Raw genomic sequence first — 22,009 nt, 5'->3', positions numbered from 1 at the left:
GGGAATTTGCGCCCCGCAGATTAACAAATCCAGGCGAACTTTCAGCGATCCGCGTCAGATTTCCAGGGACGCGAGGTCGCCCTTGGCTTCCAGCCAGGTCTTGCGGTCGCCCGCGCGCTTCTTGCCCAGCAGCATGTCCATGAGCCCGCGGGTCAGGACCGGGTCGTCCACGGTCAGCTGCACAAGGCGGCGGGTGTTTGGATGGATGGTCGATTCGCGCAGCTGCGAAGGATTCATCTCGCCGAGGCCCTTGAAGCGCGTCACCGAGACTTGGCCGCGAATTTTTTCCTTCTCGATGCGCTCGAGCAGGATGCGTTTCTCTTCCTCGTCCAGGGCATAGAACACCTGCTTGCCCACGTCGACGCGGAACAGCGGTGGCATCGCCACGAAGATGTGGCCGGCGCGCACAAGCGAGGGGAAATGGCGGAGGAACAGCGCTGAGAGCAGGGTGGCGATGTGCAGACCGTCGGAATCGGCGTCGGCAAGGATGATGACCTTGCCGTAGCGCAGGCCCTCGATGTTCTCGGTGCCCGGATCGCAGCCGATGGCGACCGCGAGATCGTGCACTTCGTTGGACGCGAGCACGCCCGAGCTTTCCACTTCCCAGGTGTTGAGGATTTTGCCGCGCAGCGGCAGGATCGCCTGGAATTCCTTGTCGCGCGCCTGGCGGGCGCTGCCGCCGGCGGAGTCGCCTTCGACGAGGAAGATTTCCGTGCGACCCAGGTCCTGCGAGATGCAGTCGGCGAGCTTGCCGGGCAGGGCGGGGCCCTGGGTGATCTTCTTGCGGACGATCTGCTTTTCGGTTTTCAGACGGGCCGCGGCGCGGTCGATCGCGATCTGGGCGATCTGCGTGCCCATTTCGACGTGCTGGTTGAGCCACAGCGAAAACGCATCGTGCGTGGCGCCTTCGATGAACGCCGCCGCCTGGCGCGAGCTTAGGCGTTCCTTGGTCTGGCCGCTGAACTGCGGGTCGGTGAGCTTGAGCGACAGCACATAGCTCACGCGGTCCCAGACGTCTTCCGGCGCCAGCTTCACGCCGCGCGGCAGCAGGTTGCGGAAGTCGCAGAACTCGCGCAGCGCATCGGTCAGGCCCGAACGCAGGCCGTTGACGTGCGTGCCGCCTTGCGCGGTCGGGATCAGGTTGACGTAGCTTTCCTGCACCAGTTCGCCGTCCGGCAGCCAAGACACGGCCCAGTCGACGACTTCGCTTTCCTTGGTCAGGTTGCCGGTGAACAGATCCGGCGGCAGCATCTCGCGGCCGTTGAGCTCGCACTGCAGGTAGTCGCGCAGGCCGTTCTCGAAGAACCACTCGTTGCGTTCGCCGGTCGCCTCGTCGAACAGCTTCACGGTCAGGCCCGGGCAGAGCACGGCCTTGGCGCGCAACAGATGGCGCAGCGATTTGACGTGGATCTTCGGCGTGTCGAAATATTTGGTGTCCGGCCAGAAATGCACGCGGGTGCCGGTGTTGCGCTTGCCGACCGCGCCGATGACCTCGAGCGGCGAGGAGCGGAAACCGTCGCGGAATTCCATGCGGTATTCGTTGCCGTCGCGCTTGATGAACACCTCGACCTTCTTCGACAGCGCATTCACCACGCTGACGCCGACGCCGTGCAGGCCGCCGGAGAAGGTGTAGTTCTTGTTGCTGAACTTGCCGCCGGCATGCAGGCGCGTGAGGATCAGTTCGACGCCGGGAATCTTTTCCTCGGGATGCACGTCGACCGGCATGCCGCGACCATCGTCCGACACTTCGCAGCTGCCGTCGGCGAAGACGGTGACTTCCACCGTTTTCGCATGCCCGGCCAGGGCCTCGTCGATCGAGTTGTCGACCACTTCCTGCGCCAGATGGTTGGGCCGGGTGGTGTCGGTGTACATGCCGGGGCGGCGTTTGACCGGGTCCAGCCCGGAAAGGACTTCGATGTCGGCGGCGTTGTAGCGACTGCTCATGTGGCTCAAGGGCTTGCGTGAAGGCAGGCAGGATGCGGGCCGGGGCGGGTTGGGGTCAAGCCGCGCCGCAAAGGGTGCGGTCGGGGCTCCGAGCCGGTAGAATGGGGCTTTCCAGCGCCCCCAAAATTTATGACGCGTCTAATTTTTGTAACTGGTGGCGTGGTGTCCTCGCTTGGCAAGGGCATTGCCGCCGCGTCCCTCGCGGCCATCCTGGAGGCCCGCGGGCTCCGGATCACCATGATGAAGCTCGATCCCTACATCAACGTGGATCCGGGCACGATGTCTCCCTTCCAGCACGGCGAGGTCTACGTCACCGACGACGGCGCCGAGACCGACCTGGACCTGGGCCACTACGAACGCTTCGTGCGCACCCGCCTGACCCGCAAGAACTCGGTCACCACCGGCCGCATCTACGAAGAAGTCATCCGCAAGGAACGCCGCGGCGACTACCTGGGCGGCACCGTCCAGGTCATTCCGCACATCACGGATGAAATCAAGCGCTGCATCGATGCCGCGACCGAAGGTTTCGACGTCGGTCTGGTCGAAATCGGCGGTACCGTTGGCGACATCGAGTCCTTGCCCTTCCTCGAGGCGATCCGCCAGATCCGCACCGAACGCGGTCCGGACCAGGCGATCTTCATGCACCTGACCCTGGTGCCCTATATCGCGGCGGCCGGCGAACTCAAGACCAAGCCGACGCAGCACTCGGTCAAGGAACTGCGATCGATCGGCATCCAGCCCGACATCCTGCTGTGCCGCAGCGAAAAACCGCTTCCGGACGGCGAGCGCCGCAAGATCGCACTGTTCACCAACGTGCACGAGAAAGCGGTCATCAGCTGCGTGGACGTCGACAACATCTACAAGCTGCCGCTGTGGCTGCATTCCCAGCACCTCGACGAGATCGTCGTCGAGCGTCTGCGTCTGGAATCGCAGGTCAAGCCGGCCGATCTTTCCGAATGGGAAGCGGTCGTCGACGCCGTCGAGCATCCGGTCGATGAGGTCACCATCGCGGTGGTGGGTAAGTACGTCGATCACCAGGATGCCTACAAATCGCTGGGCGAGGCCCTGCGCCACGGCGGTCTGCGCCAGCGCACCAAGGTGCGCCTGAAATGGCTGGAATCGGAGCAGGTCGAGTACGAGGGCGCGGCTGCGCTGTCCGGCGTCGACGCGATCCTGGTGCCCGGCGGTTTCGGCGATCGCGGTTTCGAAGGCAAGGTGCTGACCGCGAAACACGCGCGCGAGAACCGCATCCCGTATTTCGGCATCTGCTACGGCATGCAGGCGGCGGTGGTCGATGTCGCGCGCCATATCGCTGGTCTCACCGGTGCCAACACGACCGAGAACGATCGTCGCTGCGAACATCCGGTGATCGGCCTGATCACCGAATGGCGCACGGCCACCGGTGAAGTCGAGCGGCGTTCCGAGGAATCCGATCTCGGCGGCACGATGCGTCTGGGTCTGCAGGAATGCCGTCTCAAGCACGGGACGAAAGCGCGCGAGATGTACGGCAAGGATGTCGTCGCCGAACGTCACCGCCATCGCTACGAATTCAACAATCGCTACCGCACCCAGATCGAGGACGCCGGCCTGGTTATTTCCGCGAAGTCGATGGACGACCTGCTCGTGGAAATGATCGAGTTGCCCGACCATCCCTGGTTCGTGGCCTGCCAGGCGCATCCGGAATTCCTGTCCACGCCGCGCGACGGCCATCCGCTGTTCATCGGCTTCATCCGTGCCGCACGCGAGCACAAGGCCGGCGGGCGCCTGTTGAAAGAGGTGAGTGCATGAAGCTCTGCGACTTCGAGGTCGGCCTCGACCGGCCGTTTTTCCTGATCGCCGGTCCCTGCGTAATCGAGTCGATGCAGCTGCAGCTCGATGTCGCCGGCAAGCTCAAGGAAATCACCGGCAAGCTCGGCATTCCCTTCATCTTCAAATCCAGTTTCGACAAGGCCAATCGCACCTCGGGCACGAGTTTCCGGGGGCCGGGCCTGGCCGAAGGCCTGAAGGTCCTATCGGAAGTGAAGCGTCAGCTCGGCGTGCCGGTGCTGACCGACGTGCACGAATACACGCCGATGGACGAAGTCGCGTCGGTCGTCGACGTGCTGCAGACGCCGGCATTCCTGTGCCGGCAGACCGATTTCATCCAGAAGGTCGCGTCCGCGGGCCGTCCGGTGAACATCAAGAAAGGGCAGTTCCTGTCGCCCTGGGAAATGAAGCACGTCACCGCCAAGGCGCAGGCCACGGGCAACACGCAGATCATGGCCTGCGAGCGTGGCGCGAGCTTCGGGTACAACAACCTCGTGTCCGACATGCGCTCGCTGAGCGTCATGCGCGACACCGGTTGCCCGGTTGTGTTCGATGCGACGCACTCGGTGCAGTTGCCCGGCGGCATGGACGGCAAGTCCGGCGGTCAGCGCGAGTTCGTGCCGGTGCTGTCGCGTGCGGCGATGGCCGTGGGCATCGCCGGCATCTTCATGGAAACGCATCCGGATCCGGACAAGGCGCTTTCCGATGGCCCGAATGCCTGGCCGCTGGGGAAAATGGCGGCCTTGCTGGAAACGCTGATGGCGCTCGACCAGATCACCAAGAAGAACGGCTTCCTCGAGTCCCAGTTATGAGCATCGGCGAGAGTTCCGACTGATGCGTGCCGCGTTGACCCTGTCGCTGCTTCTGCTGGCGGCATGCTCCCCGTCCGATCGCGCAGCGAACGCACCGGCGGCGCCGAAAGCGCCGCTGCCCAGTCAGGACGTGCTCGCCTATCAGAACAAGGTCATCGAGTTCGTCGCCGCCAACGGCACGCGCCGCGGCGTGATTGCGCGCCTTTACGAGCGCTACAACGCCGGCAACCGTGACCGCGCGATGCTCGAGGTCATCGAGTCTTCCGAGGCCTCGTACGAGACCGTCACGCTGTCGGAGTGCGTCAACCCGGTGATCATGCGCGACGGCAGTCCGGATTTTCTCGCGGTCGCCCGCAGCGTGATCAAGGCCGGCCAGGGCGACGCGCTGATCGCCAAGGCGCTGGCCGATGTGCCGAAAGAGCGTCAGGTGCCGGTGCTCGCCGACGTCAAGCAGTCGAAGGAAAAGCGCGCACAGGCTGCCTTGATGTCCCTGCATGGCTATACCAGCACCGATCCGGGCAACAAGCTGTCGCTGTTCCGGGCCAATGCCGCTTTTTACTATTACCTGAGTCTGGGGACCGACGGTGCCTGCGCCGCCAGCCCCGAGTTGAAACATATCGCCGGAGTCGAACCGAAATGACCGCCATCACCCGCATCCATGCCCGAGAGATCCTCGACAGTCGCGGCAATCCCACGCTCGAAGCGGAAGTCACGCTGAGCTCCGGCCATGTCGGCCGCGCGGCGGTTCCCTCGGGTGCCTCGACCGGTTCGAAGGAAGCGGTGGAGCTGCGCGATGGCGACAAGACGCGCTATCTGGGCAAGGGCGTGAAGAAGGCCGTCGCGAACGTCAACACGACGATCGCCGACGCGCTCAAGGGCTTCGACGCCGCCGACCAGAAAGGCCTGGACAACCGCCTGATCAATCTCGACGGCACCGACAACAAGGGCCGCCTCGGCGCGAATGCCTTGCTCGGCGTCTCGCTCGCGAACGCGCATGCGGTCGCAGCCTCCAAGCAGCAGCCGCTCTGGGCGCATCTCGCCGGCGACCGCGCGGCGGTGCTGCCGGTACCGATGATGAACATCATCAACGGCGGCGCCCATGCTGACAACAACGTCGACATGCAGGAATTCATGGTGTTGCCGGTCGGCTTCGATACCTTCGCCGAATCGCTGCGCGCCGGCACGGAAATTTTCCATTCGCTCAAGTCCGTGCTCAAGGGCCGTGGCCTGAGCACGGCGGTCGGTGATGAAGGCGGTTTTGCACCGGACCTGCGGTCGAACGAGGAAGCGCTGGAAACCATTCTCGAGGCGATCGGCAAGGTCGGCTACACCGCCGGCGAAGACATCCTGCTGGGCCTGGACGTCGCCAGCACCGAATTCTTCGAGAACGGCAAGTACAACCTCACCGGCGAAGGCAAGCGCCTGAGCTCGGAGCAGTTCGTCGATTTCCTCGCCGGGTGGGCCAAGCAGTATCCGATCGTGACGATCGAAGACGGCATGGCCGAAGACGATTGGACCGGCTGGAAGCTGCTGACCGACCGTATCGGCAAGGACGTGCAGCTGGTTGGCGACGATCTGTTCGTCACCAATCCGAAGATATTCCGCGAGGGCATCGACAAGCACGTCGCCAACGCGATCCTGATCAAGGTCAATCAGATCGGCACGCTGACCGAAACCCTCGAAGCGATTGCGATGGCGGATGCGCATCGCTATGCCGCGATCGTGTCGCACCGTTCCGGCGAGACCGAGGACACGACGATTGCCGACATCGCCGTCGCCACGACCGCCACGCAGATCAAGACCGGCTCGCTGTGCCGTTCCGATCGCGTGGCCAAGTACAACCAGCTGCTGCGCATCGAAGAGGCCCTGGGCGCGAAAGCGCGCTATGCCGGTCGCGATGCCTTCGTGAGCCTCAAGCGCTGACGTGAGTCCGACCCTGCGCCGATGGTGGCCCTTGCTGGCCTTGATGGCCCTGTTGCTCGCGCTGCAGTCGAAACTGTGGTTCGGTGACGGCGGCTGGTTCGAGGCCAAGGAGCTGCGTCAGACGGTCAGCGACCAGCGCGCCGAAAACGCGCGCCTGCAGCAGCGCAACGATGCGCTGTCGGCGGAAGTCGAAGACCTCAAGTCCGGCGAAAGCGCTGTCGAGGAACGCGCACGTAGCGAACTGGGCATGGTCAAACCAGGCGAGACCTTCTACCGCGTCGTCGAACCCGAATCGGCCAAGCCGGCCGCGAGCGCCACCCCCGCGACCACGGACCCGGTCCAATGACCTGGGCCGTGATGCCGGCGGCGGGCCGCGGCACGCGTTTCGGCAGCGAGACGCCCAAGCAGTACCTCGAAGTCGCCGGTCGCACGCTGATCGAGCACAGTCTGCGCGCACTGCTCGGGCATCCGGAGGTCGACGGCATCGTCATCGCGTTGTCGCCCGACGATCCCTACTGGGCCGGCTGGCGGGAAATGGAAGGCAAGCCGATCTATACCTGCATCGGCGGTGCCGAACGCGCCGATTCGGTGTTGTCGGCCCTGCAGGCCTTGCCGGCGACGGTGAGCGAAGACCAGTGGGTGCTGGTGCACGACGCGGCGCGTCCCTGTCTGCGCGGCGTCGACCTGACGCGCCTGATCGCGATGGGCCAGGCCGATCCGGTCGGTGCGATTCTCGCCGCACCCGTACGCGACACGATCAAGCGCGCCGATGTGCAGTCGCGCAGTCATCTGACCGAAGCGCGCGAACACCTGTGGCGCGCGCTGACCCCGCAGATGTTTCGTCGCGGCGGTCTGACGAGGGCCTTGCGCGCCGCGCTCAGCGCCGGTGCCGTGGTAACCGACGAGGCGATGGCCATGGAGCGACTGGGCCTGAAGCCGCGCCTGGTCGAAGGTTCCGAAGACAATATCAAGGTCACTACGCCGGCCGATCTCGCGCTTGCCGAATTCATCCTCAAGCGCGTCGTCTGACCGGTCCGTTCCATCAAGGAAGCCATCTCGTGACTGCAATGCGCATCGGCCAGGGGTTCGACGTCCACGCCTTCGGCGAGGGCGACCATGTGATGCTCGGTGGCGTGCGTATCGCGCACGAGCAAGGGCTGGTGGCGCATTCCGACGGCGACGTCGCCATCCACGCGCTTTGCGATGCCCTGCTTGGGGCGCTTGCGCTCGGCGACATCGGCCAACATTTTCCACCGTCCGACGCGCGCTGGAAGGCCGCGGACAGCCGCCAGTTCCTGCGCCATTGCGCGCTGCTCGTCGATCAGCACGGCTACGCCCTGGGCAATGCCGACCTGACCGTCATCTGCGAACGGCCGAAGATCGGTCCGCATGCCGAGGCGATGCGCGCGGCGATGGCCGAGGATCTGGGCGTGGGCATCGATCGCATCAGCATCAAGGCGACGACGACCGAAAAACTCGGCTTCACCGGTCGCGGCGAAGGCATCGCGGCCCAGGCGGTGGTGTTGCTGGTGAAGGCGTGAGCGGTCCGCGCGCCTATGGCGAGGCGGTACTGCGGGCCGATTTCCGCTCCACGCCGGAAGATTTTCTGGTCGAGGAGCTCCCGTCTTTCGAAGCGAGCGGGCAGGGCGAGCACCTGCTGCTGACGATCGAAAAGCGCGGCATGAATACTGCGTTCGCGGCCAAGCAGATCGCGCGCTGGGCCGGCATTCCGGAGATGGGCGTCGGCTACGCCGGCCTCAAGGATCGCCATGCACTCACGCGCCAGCGTTTCTCGGTGCATTTCCCCAAGCGCGTTTCTCCCGATGTGGCCCTGCTGGCCACAGATGAGCTGCGCGTGCTCGATCACCAATGGCACAACCGCAAGCTGCCGCGCGGTGCCCTGGCCGGCAACCGGTTCACGCTCACGCTGCGGCAGGCCGCGGGCGAACGCGTCGCGATCGAGCAGCGGCTGACGCAGATCGCCGCACACGGCATTCCGAACTATTTCGGCGAGCAGCGTTTCGGGCGCGACGGCGACAATGTCGAGGCGGCGCGCCGGATGTTCGCGGGGGAGCGTGTGCACCGTGACCAGCGCTCGATCTATCTGTCGGCAGCGCGTTCGGAGCTGTTCAATGCCGTGCTCGCCGCACGCATCGCGGCCGGTACCTGGAATGCCGGCGACGAGGGCGAGGTGTGGATGCTCGACGGCACGCAGAGCGTGTTCGGGCCCGAGCCGGCGACCGAGACGTTGCGCGAGCGTGTCGAACGCCAGGACATCCACCCGACCGGGCCGATGTGGGGCACCGGCGATCTGCGGCCGCAGGCCGCCGTGCGCGCGCTGGAGGAAATCACCGTCGCGCCATTCGCCGACCTGCGGGCCGGTCTGGAAGCGGCCGGCATGAAGCAGGAGCGCCGCGCCTTGCGCGTGCGCGTGAATGCGCTCGATTGGCGCTGGTTGGAAGCCGACGTACTGCAACTCGCTTTCACGCTGTCGCCCGGTTCGTATGCGACCGAAGTGCTCGCCGAACTCGGCGAGGTCGCGCAGCCCGCAGGGTAGAGGCGACGGCTTTAGCCTTGCCGACGCACGTTCCGCAATTCCGCGACCAGTTCGCGCAGGCTGCCGCGATAGAACCAGAGCGCGCCGCACAAGGCGAACAGCGCGGCCGACGTCCGCGCGTTTTCCGCGCGCAGTGTCGGATGGCCGAGTGCGGTGTGATAGAGCATGTACACGCCGTCGACGGTCAGCCAGCCGTAGAACAGGGCCATGCCCGAACGTAGAGGCCAGTCGCGCGGGCGTTCGCGCCAGCACAGGACCAGGCTGCGCAGGCTCCAGGGCGCGAGCAGATAGGACAGGCCGCCCATGAGCAGGCTTATGCCGACGTCCCAGTCGCCGAAGGAATAGTTCAACGCGCCGTACAGCAACCAGCCCATCCCGATCGCCAGGCTGAGCAGTTTCCACGGGCGTCGCCATTCGTTCGCATCGGCGCGATCCGGTCGCCAGGGATGCATCGCGGTCACCGCTCATCCAGGAGAACGAGCACCGCGCCGGACCCACCCTGGTTCAGCGGTGCCGAGGCGAAGGCCAGCACGTCGCCACGATGGCGCAGGACGCGATCGACCAGGGACTTGAGCACCGGCGCGCCTTCCGAGCGCAGCCCCTTGCCATGCACGATGCGCACGCAAGGGTGGTGGCCGCGGCGCGCGGCATTGAGGAACTGCTTGAGCAGGGCTTCGGCGTCGGCGGCGCGCAGGTGGTGCAGGTCGATCTCGTCCTGGATGCTGTATTCGCCGCGCTTGAGCTGCCTGAACACGCGTTCGGGCAGTCCCGGGCGGCAATAGGACAGCAGGTCGGCGGCATCGAGCGCGAGGTCGGCCGGCGCCCGGCGCGATTCGCGCAGGGCTTCTTCCTCGTCGATGCGCAGGCGCCGGGGCTCCGGGGGTGGACCCGGACGCGCGGGGGCCGCCGGCTCCGCTTCGATCCGCCGCACATCGCCGATGGCGTCGCGGAAGAGTTCGGAATCCTCGGGGCTGATCGTCGGCGGCTTGCGCTTCATCGGCCAAGACTAACCGCCGCGACGACGAAGGCAAGCTGCCCGGCGGGGGAGGCATCCGCTATGATTCGGCTTCACACAGGAAGATCGATGCGCGTACTGGTCAGCAACGACGACGGCGTGGATGCCCCGGGCATCAAGCACCTGGCCGAGGCCCTGCGCCAGGCCGGCCATGAAGTCACCGTGGTGGCGCCGGACCGGGACCGTTCCGGCGCAAGCAATTCGCTGACCCTCGACCAGCCGCTGCGCGCCAAGCCCCTGGGCAACGAGGTCTACAGCGTCGCAGGTACGCCGACCGACTGCGTGCATCTCGCGCTCGCCGGCATGCTCGCCGCCGATCCGGACATCGTGCTGTCGGGCATCAACAACACCTCCAATCTCGGAGACGACGTGATCTATTCGGGCACCGTCGCCGCCGCGATGGAAGGCCGTTGCCTGGGCCTGCCGGCGATCGCGATGTCCTTGTCGACGATCGATCATCAGGCCAAACATTTTGAGAGCGCCGCACGCGCGGCGGTCGAGATCACGCGCCGGCTGATGTCGGACCCGCTGCCGGCCGACACGATACTCAACGTCAATGTGCCGGACCTGCCCTGGAATGAGATCAAGGGCTTCGAAGTCACACGCCTGGGGCATCGGCACCGCGCCGCGCCCTGCATTGCGCAGAACGATCCGCGCGGCCGTCCGATCTGGTGGATTGGTCCGCCGGGCGAAGCGCAGGATGCCGGTCCCGGCACCGATTTCCACGCCGTGCGCACCGGATTCATTTCGATCACGCCGATCCACGTCGACCTCACGCGCTACCAGGCGCTGGAAACGGTCGCGAGCTGGGTCGGCGGCCTGTCGGCCGAACTGAAGCATTCCGCATGACGCCGCGCTTCCATCTCAAACCGGAATCGGCGGGGCAGGGCATGACCTCGCAACGCGCGCGCGACCGCATGGTCGATCGTCTGCGCAGCGAAGGCGGGATTCGCGACGAGCGTGTGCTCAGCGCGCTGCGCAGTCTGCCGCGGCATCTGTTCATCGACGAGGCGCTGGCCTCGCGTGCTTATGAAGACACCGCGCTGCCGATCGGCAATGGCCAGACGATTTCCCAGCCCTGGGTGGTCGCACGCATGACCGAGGCGCTGCTCGAACACGGCGCGCCGAAGAAAGTGCTCGAGATCGGCACCGGGTCGGGTTATCAGGGTGCGGTGCTCGCGACGCTGGGCCTGGAGGTTTACACGGTCGAGCGCATCGAGGAGCTGCTGCGCATCGCGCGTCGGCGTTTCCGCAATCTCGGACTCAATCTGCGCACCAAACACGACGACGGCCGTCTTGGGTGGCCTGAGCACGGTCCTTTCGACGCGATTATCGTCACCGCAGCCGGCGCGCACCTCGATCGCAGCCTGATGGACCAACTCGCGGATGGCGGCACGCTGATCGCGCCGGTCGGCGGCAGCGCGACGCAGAAACTTCTGCGCAAGCGCAAGACCGACCAGGGTCTGGTCGAGGAAGATCTGGGCAACGTCGTTTTCGTGCCGCTGGTATCGGGGATCATTTGAAAATCTTTCAGCCGCTTTACGACCGCGCCATCGTTTGGGCCCGTCATCGCCACGCACAGTGGCTGCTGTTCGGCCTGAGTTTCGCCGAAGCGGTGTTCTTCCCGGTCATGCCCGAACTCATGCTCGCGCCGATGTGCCTGGCACAGCCCAAGCGCGGCTTCTGGTTTGCCGCGCTCAGCCTGCTCGGTTCGGTGCTGGGCATGTTCGTGGGTTATGCGATCGGCTACTACGCCATCGAGTGGGCGATGCCTTTCATCGAGAAGATGGGCTATGCCGCGCAATTCGACAGCATCAAGCAACAGGCGGCGGCAAATGGATTCTGGCTGCTGCTGATCGCCGGCTTCACGCCGATCCCGTTCAAGATTTTCACGCTCGCCTCGGGCGCCGTCGGCATGCCTTTGCTGCCGTTTTTCGCCGGCGCAGTCATCGGTCGCGGCAAGCGCGTATTCCTGGTCGCCGGTGCGATCCGTCTGGGGGGCGAAAAGGCCGAGGCGGCGCTGCGCAAGCACATCGAGCCGGTGGGCTGGATCGCCCTACTGTTGTTCGCCGGCCTCATCGCCTGGCTGTACTTGCGCGGCCACGGCGCGTGAGATTGTCGCCGCTTTATGTTTGAATCCCTCCGCATGCCCCACAAGACCACGCACCTGCTGACGCTCCTGCTGATGGCGATGACGCTGTCGGCGTGCACGAGCGCGCGTGTCGTGCGCCAGTACTATCCCGACCAGGACGCGCCGCCGCCGCGCACGTCCCGGCCGGCGCCGATCTCGGAAGACGGGCCGCCGCCGCGTCCGGAAGTGCAGCCGATCCCGCGCGACGAGACCTATATCGTCAAGCCGGGTGAGACCTTGTACGGCATCTCCACGCGCTTCGGCCTGAAGTTCAAGGATGTCGCCGCGTGGAATCGCATCGGCGAGCCTTTCGCGATCCAGTCCGGCCAGCGCCTGCATCTGCGCCCACCAGAAGGCGAGTTGTTGCCCGAGCCCGTGGTCACCGCGCCTGTCGCTACGCCGCCGGTTGCGACACCGCCAAAGCCGGCGACGCCCGTGGTGACGACACCGCCCAAGCCCGCGCCCGCGACGACGCCGTCCGTGCCCGTGCCGACACCGCCCGTGGTGACGGCACCGGTGCCGGTGCCCACGCCGCCAGTCGTGCCTGTGCCGTCGCCGGGGACCACGACGGCACCGCCGACCAGTGCGGATCCACCGCCCGTGGTCATCGCTGGCGCGCCGAAATGGCGCTGGCCCACGCAGGGCCAGATCATCGGTCGTTACGTAGCCGGCGATCAGACGCAGCAGGGCATCAACATCGCCGGCAAATCCGGACAGACCGTGTATGCCTCGGCCGATGGCGTGGTCGTGTATTCCGGCGCGGGACTGGTGGGTTACGGCGAGCTGATCATCATCAAGCACTCCGACGAATGGCTGTCCGCGTACGCGCACAACCGCCGCCGACTGGTCGCCGAAGGCACCAAGGTCAAGGCCGGCGACGCCATCGCTGAAATGGGCCGCACTGGCGCCGTCCGCGACATGCTGCACTTCGAGATCCGCCGCAACGGCAAGCCGGTGGATCCGCTGCAGTTTTTGCCGAAGCCGTAGCCGACCGGAAAAGCGGTTCGCAGCACGCGATCAATAGCCACTGCCGAATTCTTTTCGATCAAAAGCAAGGACCAGCCATGCCCATCAAATCCGTCCAGGAATTCCTCGCTGCCTCCGTGCAGAAAGATCTCAGCGGCGATGCTTTCGAGCTCGAGAGTTCGCACCTGCTCGAGGTCAAACTCAACGGTCGCGTCTGGGCCAAGGCCGGCTCGATGGTCGCCTACCAGGGCGGCGTGAAGTTCGTGCGCCAGGGCATCATGGAACAGGGCCTGGGCAATCTGCTGAAGAAGGCGATCAGCGGCGAAGGCATGCAGATGATGAAGATGGAAGGGCAGGGGCGCGTGTATGTCGCCGATGCCGGCAAGAAGATCACCCTGCTGCGTCTGGCCGGCGACACGATTTTCGTCAACGGCAACGACGTGCTCGCTTACGAGGACGGCATCCAGTCCGACATCACGATGATGCGACGCATGGCCGGCATGATGTCGGGCGGTCTGTTCAACATGAAACTGCACGGCAACGGCATCGTCGCGATCACCTCGCACTACGAGCCGCTGACCTTGCCGGTGTCGGCGCAGACCGGCCCGGTGTTCACCGATCCGAACGCAACTGTCGCGTGGTCGGGTGGCCTGTCGCCGGAAGTCGTGGTCGACATGTCGCTGGGCACGCTGCTGGGCCGCGGTTCCGGCGAGAGCGTGCAGCTCAAGTTCAAGGGTGAGGGCTGGGTGGTCGTGCAGCCGTACGAGGAAGTGTATTTTCAGAAGACGCATTGATGGCGGCGTGAGGCTTGGGCAACAAAAAACCCGCGATTGCTCGCGGGTTTCTTGTTTCTAACCGGCAGTGCAGGTGATCAGACCTGCATCGCCTTCGCCACTTCCGCGGCGTAGTCTTCCACGACCTTCTCGATGCCTTCGCCGACCGCCAGGCGCTGGAAACCGACCACGTCGGCGCCGGCGGCTTTCGCGGCGGCTTCGACACTCTGATCGGTGTTCAGCACGAACGGCTGGCCGTACAGGGTGACTTCGTTGACGATCTTGGCCACCTTGCCGCCGATGATCTTCTCGAGGATCTCGGCCGGCTTGGCCTTGTCCTTTTCCGACATCTTGGCGAGCTCGATTTCCTTTTCCTTCGCCAGGAACTCGGCCGGCACGTCGGCGGCCTTGTTGTACGGCGGGTTCATCGCGGCGACATGCATCGCCACGCCGCGCGCGAAATCGACATCGCCACCCTTGCTCTCGACGAGCACGCCGATGCGGCCGCCGTGCACATAGGCTGCAACGACGTTGGCGCTGTCGACGCGAACCAGGCGACGCACCTGCACGTTCTCGCCGACCTTGGCGATGACGGCGGCGCGGGCTTCTTCGACGGTCTGGCCGGTCGCGAGCTTGGCCGACTTCAGTGCTTCCGCGTCAGCGGCGCCCGAAGACAGCGCGGCCGCAGCCACGGCATTGGCGAAGGCGAGGAAGTTGTCGTCCTTGGCCACGAAATCGGTTTCGGAGTTGATCTCGACCAGCACGGCCTTGCCACCTTCCGACGCGGCCACGATGCGGCCTTCGGCGGCGACGCGGTCGGCCTTCTTGTCGGCCTTGGCCAGGCCCTGCTTGCGCAGCCACTCGCCGGACGCGTCGAGGTCGCCGTTGTTCTCTTTGAGCGCCTTCTTGCATTCCATCATGCCGGCGCCGGTGCGCTCGCGCAGTTCTTTGACCAAACCAGCGGTGATTTCCATGGATTACCTCGGTGTTTCGGATATGACGGCGCGGCGGACGGATCCGCCGCGCGGGGAGAGGGGAAGCTTGCTCGACAACAGCGACGGGAGCGTGACCGCTCCCGTCGCGAAGCAGCAGGTCTTACTTGCGGTCGCCGCGCGGAGCAGCGCGATCGCCGTCACGGCGCGGGGCGCCCTTCTTGGCGGGGGCGCGACGCGGGGCGTCTTTCTTGTCGGCCTTGCCGACCGGGTTGCCTTCAGCGTCGAGCTCGACGAACTCGTCGTCGCGGCTGGCGGCGGCCGGCGCGGCAGCCTTGCCTTCGAGCACGGCGTCGGCAGCGGCGCGCACATACAGCTGCACGGCGCGGATGGCGTCGTCGTTGCCCGGGATCGGGTAGTCGACCAGGCTCGGGTCGTAGTTGGTGTCGACGACGGCGATGACCGGAATGCCGAGCTTCTTGGCTTCCTGCACGGCGATGTTCTCGTGGCCGATGTCGATCACGAACAGCGCGTCGGGCAGACGGTTCATGTCCTTGATGCCGCCCAGCGACGCGTCCAGCTTGTCGCGCTCGCGACGCAGGCCGAGCACTTCGTGCTTGACCATCTTCTGGAAGGTGCCGTCGGTCTCAGCGAGCTCGAGTTCCTTCAGGCGCGAAACCGACTGCTTCACGGTGCGGAAGTTGGTCAGGGTGCCGCCGAGCCAGCGCATGCTCATGTACGGCATGCCGCAACGCTCGGCCTCTTCCTTGACCACGTCGCGCGCGGAGCGCTTGGTGCCGACGAACAGGATGGTGCCGCGCTTCTGCGCAAGGCCCGAGACGAAGTTCATCGCGTCCGTGAACAGCGGGAGCGTCTTCTCGAGGTTGATGATGTGGATCTTGCCGCGGGCGCCGAAGATGTACGGGCCCATCTTGGGATTCCAGTAGCGGGTCTGGTGGCCGAAATGAACGCCGGCTTCCAGCATCTGGCGCATGGTGACTTGGGGCATGGGACTGACCTTTCGAAATAGGGAACCGGCCGCATATCTGACGGCGTGATGGTTCCGGGGTTGGGCCTCCACCTGGCCGCCGCCACGAACCCGGACCTGTCGGTCTGGGCACCCCGGGGCGGGGAATAGCCAGGTGTGTGGATTCACCGATGACGCTCGGCGTGGGCGTTTTGAAGCCGCGGGATTGTAAAGGCTGGCCTAAACCATTGCAACTGTTGGATAATCCGACCATGAAAGTAACGATCAAGACCCCCGAAGACGTCGCCAAGATGCGTGTGGCCGGCCGCCTGGCCGCCGAAGTCCTGCAAGTGGTCGCCCCGCACGTCAAAGCGGGGGTGTCCACCGCCGAACTCGACCGCATCTGCCACGATCATATCGTCAACGTGCAGCAGGCCATCCCGGCCAACGTCGGCTACAAGGGCTTCCCGGCGACGGTCTGCACCTCGGTCAACAACGTCATCTGCCATGGCATCCCCAGCGAGGCCAAGGTCCTGAAGGACGGGGACATCATCAATATCGACGTAACCGTCATCAAGGACGGTTTCCACGGCGATACCAGCCGGATGTACGTGGTCGGCAACGCCTCGGTGATCGCCAAGCGCCTCGTCGACGTGACCCGCCAGGCCATGTTCGAGGGCATCCGCGTGGTCAAGCCCGGCGCGACCCTGGGCGATATCGGCAACGCCATTCAGAAATACGCCGAGGCCCAGCGCTTTTCGGTCGTGCGCGAGTACTGCGGTCACGGCATCGGCCGCATCTATCACGAGGACCCGCAGGTCCTGCACTACGGCACGGCGGGCGAAGGCCTGCGTCTGCAGCGGGGCATGACCTTCACGATCGAGCCGATGATCAACGAAGGCGCGCGCCACACCCGCCTGATGCCCGATGGCTGGACCGTGGTGACCAAGGATCGTTCACTGTCGGCGCAGTGGGAGCACACCGTGCTGGTCACCGAGGACGGCGTGGAAATCCTGACCCGCGTCCCCGGCGACGACAACGACCTGTGAGCCTGGCCGCCGATCCGCTGGCGGCCTCCCTGGCCCAGGCCGCCGATGATCAGGCCTGGCGCGATACCGCCAAGGCCGCTCTGGCCGAACACCGCGCACGTTTGCAGCAGGCCTACGCGGCCGGCGAGGGCGTCGAGCGCCTGATCGCGCGGCAATGCGCGCTCACCGATGCCTTCGTAGTGTCCGCCTGGCATCGCTGCGTCGATGCGCGCGAACCGATGAGCCTGCTCGCGACCGGTGGTTACGGCCGCGGCGAGCTGTATCCGCTCTCGGATATCGACCTGCTGGTGCTGGCGGAGCCGAAAATCCAGAAAAAGCATGTGGCCGCGATGTCGCGCCTGTTCGCCCTGCTCTGGGACGTCGGCCTGGCGGCGAGCCATGCCGTGCGCTCGGTGCGCGAATGCGTCGACGCCGCGAAGAACGACATCGCCACGCTGACCTCGCTCATGGAACTGCGCACGCTCGCCGGCGACGATGCGGCGCGCACCGAGCTGATCGCCGCGCTTGCGCCGAAAAAACTCTGGCCGCCGAAAAAATACTTTGAAGCCAAGCGCGAAGAACAGCGTGCGCGCCACGCCCGCTACAACGACACCGCCGACAACCTCGAACCCAACCTCAAGGAAGGTCCGGGCGGACTGCGCGACCTGCATACCGTCACCTGGATGGGCATGCGCCTGTACGGCGTGCCGGGCCTGCAGGCGCTGGTGCCGCTGGGCCTGCTCGGCGGCGACGAGTGCGCGACGCTCGAGCGCGAGTGGCGGATCATCGCCAAACTGCGCTTCGGCCTGCATCTGATCGCGCCGCGCCGGGAAGAGCGTCTGGTCTTCGATCACCAGAAAACGCTCGCGGCCTTGATGGGTCTGAAGGACGAGGACGACAACCTCGCCGTCGAGCAGATGATGCAGGGCTTCTTCCGCGCCGCCGCGACCACGTTGCGCATCAACGATCGCCTGCTGCAGCGGTTCGAGGAACAGCTGTCGGGTGAGACCAAGATCATCGAGGTCGAGCCCGGGTACGTGTTGCGCCACGGCTATCTCGCGATGACCGATGCCGGCCGTCTTGCCGGCGACATGGCGACGGTGCTGCATCTGTTCTCGGTCTGGACGCGTCTGGACACCGCGCGCGGCCTGCATTCGGAAACGGCGCGTGCGCTTGCCGAATCGCTGCCCACATTCAAGCCTTACCGCGAGCAATCGCCGGAAGTGCGTGCGCAGTTCATCGCGATGCTGTCCGGTCCCAAGGCCGTGATCACGCTCAAGCGCATGGCGCGGCTGGGCGTGCTGGCGCGCTATCTGCCCGAGTTCGGCAAGGTGTCCGGGCGCATGCAGTACGACCTGTTCCATGTCTATACGGTCGATCAACACACGCTGACCGTGTTGCGTTTCATGGACGGTTTCCTGGCCGGCCCGGTCGAGGGCTTTTCGTTGCCGCACGAAGTCGTGCCGCGCTTGCGCAAGCCTTTCCTGTTGCTGGTGTCCGGACTGTTCCACGACATCGCCAAGGGCCGCGGCGGCGACCATTCGCAGCTCGGCGCCGAAGACGTGCGCGTATTCGCCGACGCGCACGAGCTGCCCAGCGCCGACACCGAGCTGCTGGTGTGGCTGGTGCGCGAACACCTGCTGATGTCGGTGACTGCGCAGCGCCAGGACATTTCCGATCCCGACGTCGTCACGCGTTTCGCCACCCGCGTCGCCGACCGCGAGCATCTCGATTACCTGTATCTGCTGACCTGTGCCGACATCGCCGGCACCAGTCCCAAGCTGTGGAATGCCTGGAAGGACCGTCTGCTCGCCGACCTGTACACGGCCACGCGCTACGCCTTGCGCCGTGGCCTGGAGCATCCGCTCAATGCCGACGACATCATCGCCGACACGCGCAACATGGCCTTGGCCAAGCTGCTCGACGAGGGCTTCGATGAGGCGGCGGTGCAGGGTGTGTGGACGACCTTCCCCGAAGCGGCCTTCCTGCGCTATCGCCCCGAACAGCTGGTCTGGCAGACGAAGGGGATTCTTGCGCACGCCGCGCAGTCGTCGCAGGTGCTCGTGCGCGGGCACGACAGTCCCGGCAGCTACGAGGTCTTCGTGCGCACGCACGACCGCGACGGCCTGTTTGCCGCCCTGGTCGCCACGCTCGATCGTTTGGGCCTGAGCGTGCTCGATGCGCGCATCCTCAGTTCCACCGACGGGTTCGCGTTGGATAATTTCCAGGTGCTCGCGAGCGCCCATACGCCCGATCCGGTGCGCATCGCGCAGACCCTGCACGGCGCCCTGCGCGATCCGGCCCAGGTCAAGCCGGCGCGACGGGCGATGCCGCGCCAGCTGCGGCATTTCCGCGTGCCGGTGCGCGTGGATTTCGATGCCGTCGATGCCGGCGACCGCACGCGCCTGAGTCTGGTCTGCACCGATCGGCCCGGCCTGCTCGCGGACATCGCCCAGGTGCTGCGTACGCATCGTCTGCGCGTGCATGATGCGCGTATCGCCACGTTCGGCGAGCGCGTGGAAGATTTTTTCCTGCTCACCGACGAGAATGACCGCGCGGTGACCGACCCCCATTCATTGGAAACATTGCGCAGCGCCCTCGTGGCCTGCGTCGAAGGAGAGCAAATCCATGGCAAATCCGCATCCGCCCGCTAACGCCACCTTGCGCGCGACCATCGAGGACGCGTTCGAGCGTCGCGCCAGCCTGACCGCCAGCGAGATCGACGGTTCGACGCGGCCGGCGGTCGAAGAAGTCGTGGCCTTGCTCGAGTCGGGCAAGCTGCGCGTCGCCGAGCCGATTGCCGGCGGCGGCTGGCAGGTCAACGAGTGGGCCAAGAAGGCCGTGCTGTTGTATTTCCGCTGCAACGACATGCAGCTCGTCGAAGGCGCGCCGGGTCCTTACTGGGACAAGGTGCCGACGCGCTTCGAGGGCTTCGACGAAAACGACTTCCGCGAACTGGGCGCCCGCGTGGTCGCCGGTACGGTGGTGCGTCGCGGCGCGCACATCGGCAAGGATGTCGTGCTCATGCCCAGCTTCGTCAATATCGGCGCGCACGTCGGCGTCGGCACGATGGTCGATACCTGGGCGACGGTCGGTTCCTGCGCGCAGGTCGGTGCGCACTGCCACATTTCCGGCGGCGCTGGCATCGGCGGCGTGCTCGAACCGCTGCAGGCGGCGCCGACGATCATCGAAGACAACTGTTTCATCGGCGCGCGTTCGGAAGTCGTCGAAGGCGTCATCGTCGAACGCGGCAGCGTCATTGGCATGGGTGTGTTCATCGGCCAGAGCACGCGCATTTACAACCGCGCGACCGGCGAGGTCTCGTACGGACGCGTGCCGGCCGGCAGCGTCGTCGTTTCCGGCTCGCTGCCGTCGGCCGATGGCAAGTACTCGCTGTATTGCGCGGTCATCGTCAAGCAGGTCGACGAGAAGACGCGCTCCAAGACGTCGGTGAACGAACTGCTGCGCGGCGCGGTGGAATGAGCGTGACGACGATCTACGGCCTCGACAACTGCGATACCTGCAAGAAAGCGCGCAACTGGTTGACGCGATTCGGCGTCGAGTATCAGTTCGTCGATTACCGGAACGATCGGCAGACGCCGGAAACGCTGAAGGACTGGGCGAAGCAGGTGGGAGGCTGGGACAAGCTGATCAACCGCGCGTCGACGACCTGGCGCACGCTGCCGGAGATGCGCAAGTCGCCGCAGAGCGATCCGGAATGGACCTTGCTGCTGAAAGAGTATCCGGCGCTGATCAAGCGGCCGGTCGTGGTCACGGACGATGGCGTGGTCACGCAGGGGTTTACCGACAATGGGTTCAAGGCGCGGTTCGGGATTTCGAAGTAAGGCGGCCCCTCATCCGGCCTGCGGCCACCTTCTCCCCGGTGGGGAGAAGGATATTCGCTGCAGCCGCCGACTCCCTCTCCCGCGAGGGGAGAGGGCCGGGGTGAGGGCCGCGCCGCTGCCAATCGCAGGTAAAGTAAGCCCATGACCACGAAAACCAACGTCCTCGATTTCACCCGCGACCTCATCGCGCGCCCGTCCGTCACACCCGACGACCAGGGCTGCCAGGACCTGATCGCCGCAAAACTCGCCGACGCGGGATTCCGCATCGAGAACCTGCCGTTCGGCCCGGTGAAAAATCTCTGGGCCACGCATGGCGAAGGGTCGCCGGTGCTCGTCTTCCTCGGCCACACCGATGTCGTGCCGACCGGTCCGGTCGAAGAATGGACCAGCGACCCGTTCGTGCCTGCGATCCGCGATGGCCTGCTCTACGGTCGTGGTGCTGCCGACATGAAGGGCAGCGTGGCGGCCTTCGTCGTCGCCGCCGAAGAATTTGTTGCTGCGCATCCCGCTCACCCCGGCACGATCGCCATCTTGCTGACCTCGGACGAGGAAGGCGATGCCGTCGACGGCGTGCGCAAGGTCGCCGAGCATTTCCGTGCGACCGGACGGAAGATCGACTATTGCGTGACCGGTGAGCCGTCCTCGATCAAGCAACTGGGCGACCTGCTGCGCGTCGGTCGCCGCGGCACGCTGTCGGGCACGCTAATCGTCAAGGGTATCCAGGGCCACGTCGCCTATCCCGAACGTGCGCGCAATCCGATCCACCAGGCGATGCCCGCCCTCGCGGAATTGTGTGGCCGGCGCTGGGACGAGGGTTATGCCGAATTCCCGGCCTCGAGCTTCCAGATCTCGAACATCCACGCCGGCACCGGCGCGAACAATGTGATTCCCGGCGACTGCGAGGTGGTGTTCAACTTCCGCTACAACCCCGGCTGGAAAGCCGAGGCGCTGGAGCGCGAAGTGCATGCGGTGCTCGACCGCCACGGCCTCGAATACGCGATCCGCTGGCATCGCGGCGGCGAGCCCTTCCTCACGCGCGAAGGCGCGCTGCGCTGCGCCGCGCGCGAAGTCATGGTCGAACGTTGCGGTGTCACGCCCGACGAGAACACCGGCGGCGGCACCTCGGACGCGCGTTTCATCGCGCCGCTCGGTGCCGAAGTGATCGAGATGGGTCCGATCAACGCGAGCATCCACAAAGTCGACGAATGCGTTTCGGTCGAAGACCTGCAGCGTCTGCCGGCCCTGTACCGCGAAATCGCCGAGAAGCTCCTGCTGCCGATGTAGGAGCGACCTTGGTCGCGACCGTCGAA

Annotated in this window: 23 protein-coding genes; 18 read left to right on the top strand and 5 right to left on the bottom strand. The window is 65.6% G+C overall.

Annotation, left to right across the window (positions count from 1 at the left end; genetic code table 11):
- Window positions 1-54 precede the first annotated feature (54 nt).
- Window positions 55-1,944, bottom strand: a complete 1,890-nt coding sequence (gene parE, locus G467_RS0106835) for a DNA topoisomerase IV subunit B (RefSeq protein WP_022968991.1) — start codon at window positions 1,942-1,944, stop codon at window positions 55-57.
- Between the two features lie 129 nt (window positions 1,945-2,073).
- On the opposite strand from parE, the gene G467_RS0106830 reads away from it, so the two are divergent.
- The 8 genes from G467_RS0106830 to truD are packed head-to-tail and all read left to right on the top strand — an operon-like array spanning window position 2,074 to window position 9,042.
- Window positions 2,074-3,732 carry a CTP synthase gene (locus G467_RS0106830; protein ID WP_022968990.1) on the top strand — a complete coding sequence of 553 codons (1,659 nt, stop codon included), beginning with the start codon at window positions 2,074-2,076 and terminating at the stop codon, window positions 3,730-3,732.
- Window positions 3,729-4,562, top strand: a complete 834-nt coding sequence (gene kdsA, locus G467_RS0106825) for a 3-deoxy-8-phosphooctulonate synthase (RefSeq protein ID WP_022968989.1) — start codon at window positions 3,729-3,731, stop codon at window positions 4,560-4,562. The genes G467_RS0106830 and kdsA overlap by 4 nt, the downstream gene beginning before the upstream one ends.
- 22 nt (window positions 4,563-4,584) lie before the next feature.
- The gene (locus G467_RS0106820) at window positions 4,585-5,202 is read left to right on the top strand and encodes a hypothetical protein (protein WP_022968988.1); all 618 of its coding nucleotides are present in this window, start codon (window positions 4,585-4,587) and stop codon (window positions 5,200-5,202) included.
- Entirely contained in the window at window positions 5,199-6,485 is a 1,287-nt protein-coding gene (eno, locus tag G467_RS0106815; protein ID WP_022968987.1) for a phosphopyruvate hydratase, read from the top strand. The genes G467_RS0106820 and eno overlap by 4 nt, the downstream gene beginning before the upstream one ends.
- 13 nt (window positions 6,486-6,498) lie before the next feature.
- Entirely contained in the window at window positions 6,499-6,831 is a 333-nt protein-coding gene (ftsB, locus tag G467_RS0106810) for a cell division protein FtsB (protein ID WP_026802442.1), read from the top strand.
- Window positions 6,828-7,514, top strand: coding sequence for a 2-C-methyl-D-erythritol 4-phosphate cytidylyltransferase (ispD, locus tag G467_RS0106805; RefSeq protein WP_022968985.1), 687 nt, complete (start codon window positions 6,828-6,830; stop codon window positions 7,512-7,514). The genes ftsB and ispD overlap by 4 nt, the downstream gene beginning before the upstream one ends.
- A 38-nt stretch (window positions 7,515-7,552) precedes the next feature.
- A complete protein-coding gene (ispF, locus tag G467_RS0106800) occupies window positions 7,553-8,026 on the top strand; it encodes a 2-C-methyl-D-erythritol 2,4-cyclodiphosphate synthase (RefSeq protein ID WP_022968984.1) in 474 nt (157 codons plus the stop codon).
- Complete coding sequence (truD, locus tag G467_RS0106795) at window positions 8,023-9,042, top strand: tRNA pseudouridine(13) synthase TruD (RefSeq protein WP_022968983.1); 1,020 nt, start codon at window positions 8,023-8,025, stop codon at window positions 9,040-9,042. The genes ispF and truD overlap by 4 nt, the downstream gene beginning before the upstream one ends.
- Before the next feature lie 11 nt (window positions 9,043-9,053).
- Here the strand turns inward: truD and G467_RS0106790 are convergent, their stop codons facing one another.
- Together G467_RS0106790 and G467_RS0106785 are read right to left on the bottom strand one after the other, a co-directional pair.
- The gene (locus G467_RS0106790) at window positions 9,054-9,503 is read right to left on the bottom strand and encodes a hypothetical protein (RefSeq protein ID WP_022968982.1); all 450 of its coding nucleotides are present in this window, start codon (window positions 9,501-9,503) and stop codon (window positions 9,054-9,056) included.
- Window positions 9,500-10,039, bottom strand: a complete 540-nt coding sequence (locus tag G467_RS0106785; protein ID WP_022968981.1) for a Smr/MutS family protein — start codon at window positions 10,037-10,039, stop codon at window positions 9,500-9,502. Before G467_RS0106785 ends, G467_RS0106790 begins: the two co-directional genes overlap by 4 nt.
- A gap of 87 nt (window positions 10,040-10,126) precedes the next feature.
- Between G467_RS0106785 and surE the strand changes: the two genes are divergently transcribed.
- From surE to G467_RS0106760, 5 genes are all read left to right on the top strand, one after another.
- Window positions 10,127-10,906, top strand: coding sequence for a 5'/3'-nucleotidase SurE (gene surE / locus G467_RS0106780; protein ID WP_022968980.1), 780 nt, complete (start codon window positions 10,127-10,129; stop codon window positions 10,904-10,906).
- Window positions 10,903-11,580, top strand: coding sequence for a protein-L-isoaspartate(D-aspartate) O-methyltransferase (locus G467_RS0106775; RefSeq protein WP_022968979.1), 678 nt, complete (start codon window positions 10,903-10,905; stop codon window positions 11,578-11,580). The genes surE and G467_RS0106775 overlap by 4 nt, the downstream gene beginning before the upstream one ends.
- Window positions 11,577-12,170, top strand: coding sequence for a YqaA family protein (locus tag G467_RS0106770; RefSeq protein WP_022968978.1), 594 nt, complete (start codon window positions 11,577-11,579; stop codon window positions 12,168-12,170). The genes G467_RS0106775 and G467_RS0106770 overlap by 4 nt, the downstream gene beginning before the upstream one ends.
- A gap of 33 nt (window positions 12,171-12,203) precedes the next feature.
- Window positions 12,204-13,175, top strand: coding sequence for a peptidoglycan DD-metalloendopeptidase family protein (locus G467_RS18455; RefSeq protein WP_022968977.1), 972 nt, complete (start codon window positions 12,204-12,206; stop codon window positions 13,173-13,175).
- Between the two features lie 77 nt (window positions 13,176-13,252).
- Complete coding sequence (locus G467_RS0106760) at window positions 13,253-13,948, top strand: AIM24 family protein (protein WP_022968976.1); 696 nt, start codon at window positions 13,253-13,255, stop codon at window positions 13,946-13,948.
- 77 nt (window positions 13,949-14,025) lie between these two features.
- Here the strand turns inward: G467_RS0106760 and tsf are convergent, their stop codons facing one another.
- Window positions 14,026-14,901, bottom strand: a complete 876-nt coding sequence (gene tsf, locus G467_RS0106755) for a translation elongation factor Ts (RefSeq protein ID WP_022968975.1) — start codon at window positions 14,899-14,901, stop codon at window positions 14,026-14,028.
- A 121-nt stretch (window positions 14,902-15,022) separates the two neighbouring features.
- Window positions 15,023-15,868 (bottom strand): 30S ribosomal protein S2, encoded by an 846-nt coding sequence (rpsB, locus tag G467_RS0106750; protein ID WP_022968974.1) that lies wholly within the window; start codon window positions 15,866-15,868, stop codon window positions 15,023-15,025.
- A 230-nt stretch (window positions 15,869-16,098) separates the two neighbouring features.
- Between rpsB and map the strand changes: the two genes are divergently transcribed.
- The 5 genes from map (at window position 16,099) to dapE (ending at window position 21,983) form a co-directional block, all read left to right on the top strand.
- Entirely contained in the window at window positions 16,099-16,875 is a 777-nt protein-coding gene (gene map, locus G467_RS0106745; protein ID WP_022968973.1) for a type I methionyl aminopeptidase, read from the top strand.
- 2 nt (window positions 16,876-16,877) lie between these two features.
- The gene (gene glnD / locus G467_RS0106740; RefSeq protein WP_425386828.1) at window positions 16,878-19,508 is read left to right on the top strand and encodes a [protein-PII] uridylyltransferase; all 2,631 of its coding nucleotides are present in this window, start codon (window positions 16,878-16,880) and stop codon (window positions 19,506-19,508) included.
- Entirely contained in the window at window positions 19,426-20,337 is a 912-nt protein-coding gene (gene dapD / locus G467_RS15750) for a 2,3,4,5-tetrahydropyridine-2,6-dicarboxylate N-succinyltransferase (protein WP_425386827.1), read from the top strand. Before glnD ends, dapD begins: the two co-directional genes overlap by 83 nt.
- Window positions 20,338-20,339: 2 nt before the next feature.
- Window positions 20,340-20,699, top strand: a complete 360-nt coding sequence (locus tag G467_RS0106730) for a Spx/MgsR family RNA polymerase-binding regulatory protein (RefSeq protein WP_026802440.1) — start codon at window positions 20,340-20,342, stop codon at window positions 20,697-20,699.
- A gap of 141 nt (window positions 20,700-20,840) precedes the next feature.
- Window positions 20,841-21,983: a succinyl-diaminopimelate desuccinylase gene (gene dapE, locus G467_RS0106725; RefSeq protein WP_022968969.1), complete on the top strand. Its 1,143-nt coding sequence runs from the start codon at window positions 20,841-20,843 to the stop codon at window positions 21,981-21,983.
- The last annotated feature ends 26 nt before the right edge of the window (window positions 21,984-22,009 follow it).

Source organism: Arenimonas oryziterrae DSM 21050 = YC6267, from assembly GCF_000420545.1.
In the GTDB taxonomy this organism is placed as follows: domain Bacteria; phylum Pseudomonadota; class Gammaproteobacteria; order Xanthomonadales; family Xanthomonadaceae; genus Arenimonas; species Arenimonas oryziterrae.
This window is presented reverse-complemented; position numbering and strand designations above follow the sequence as displayed.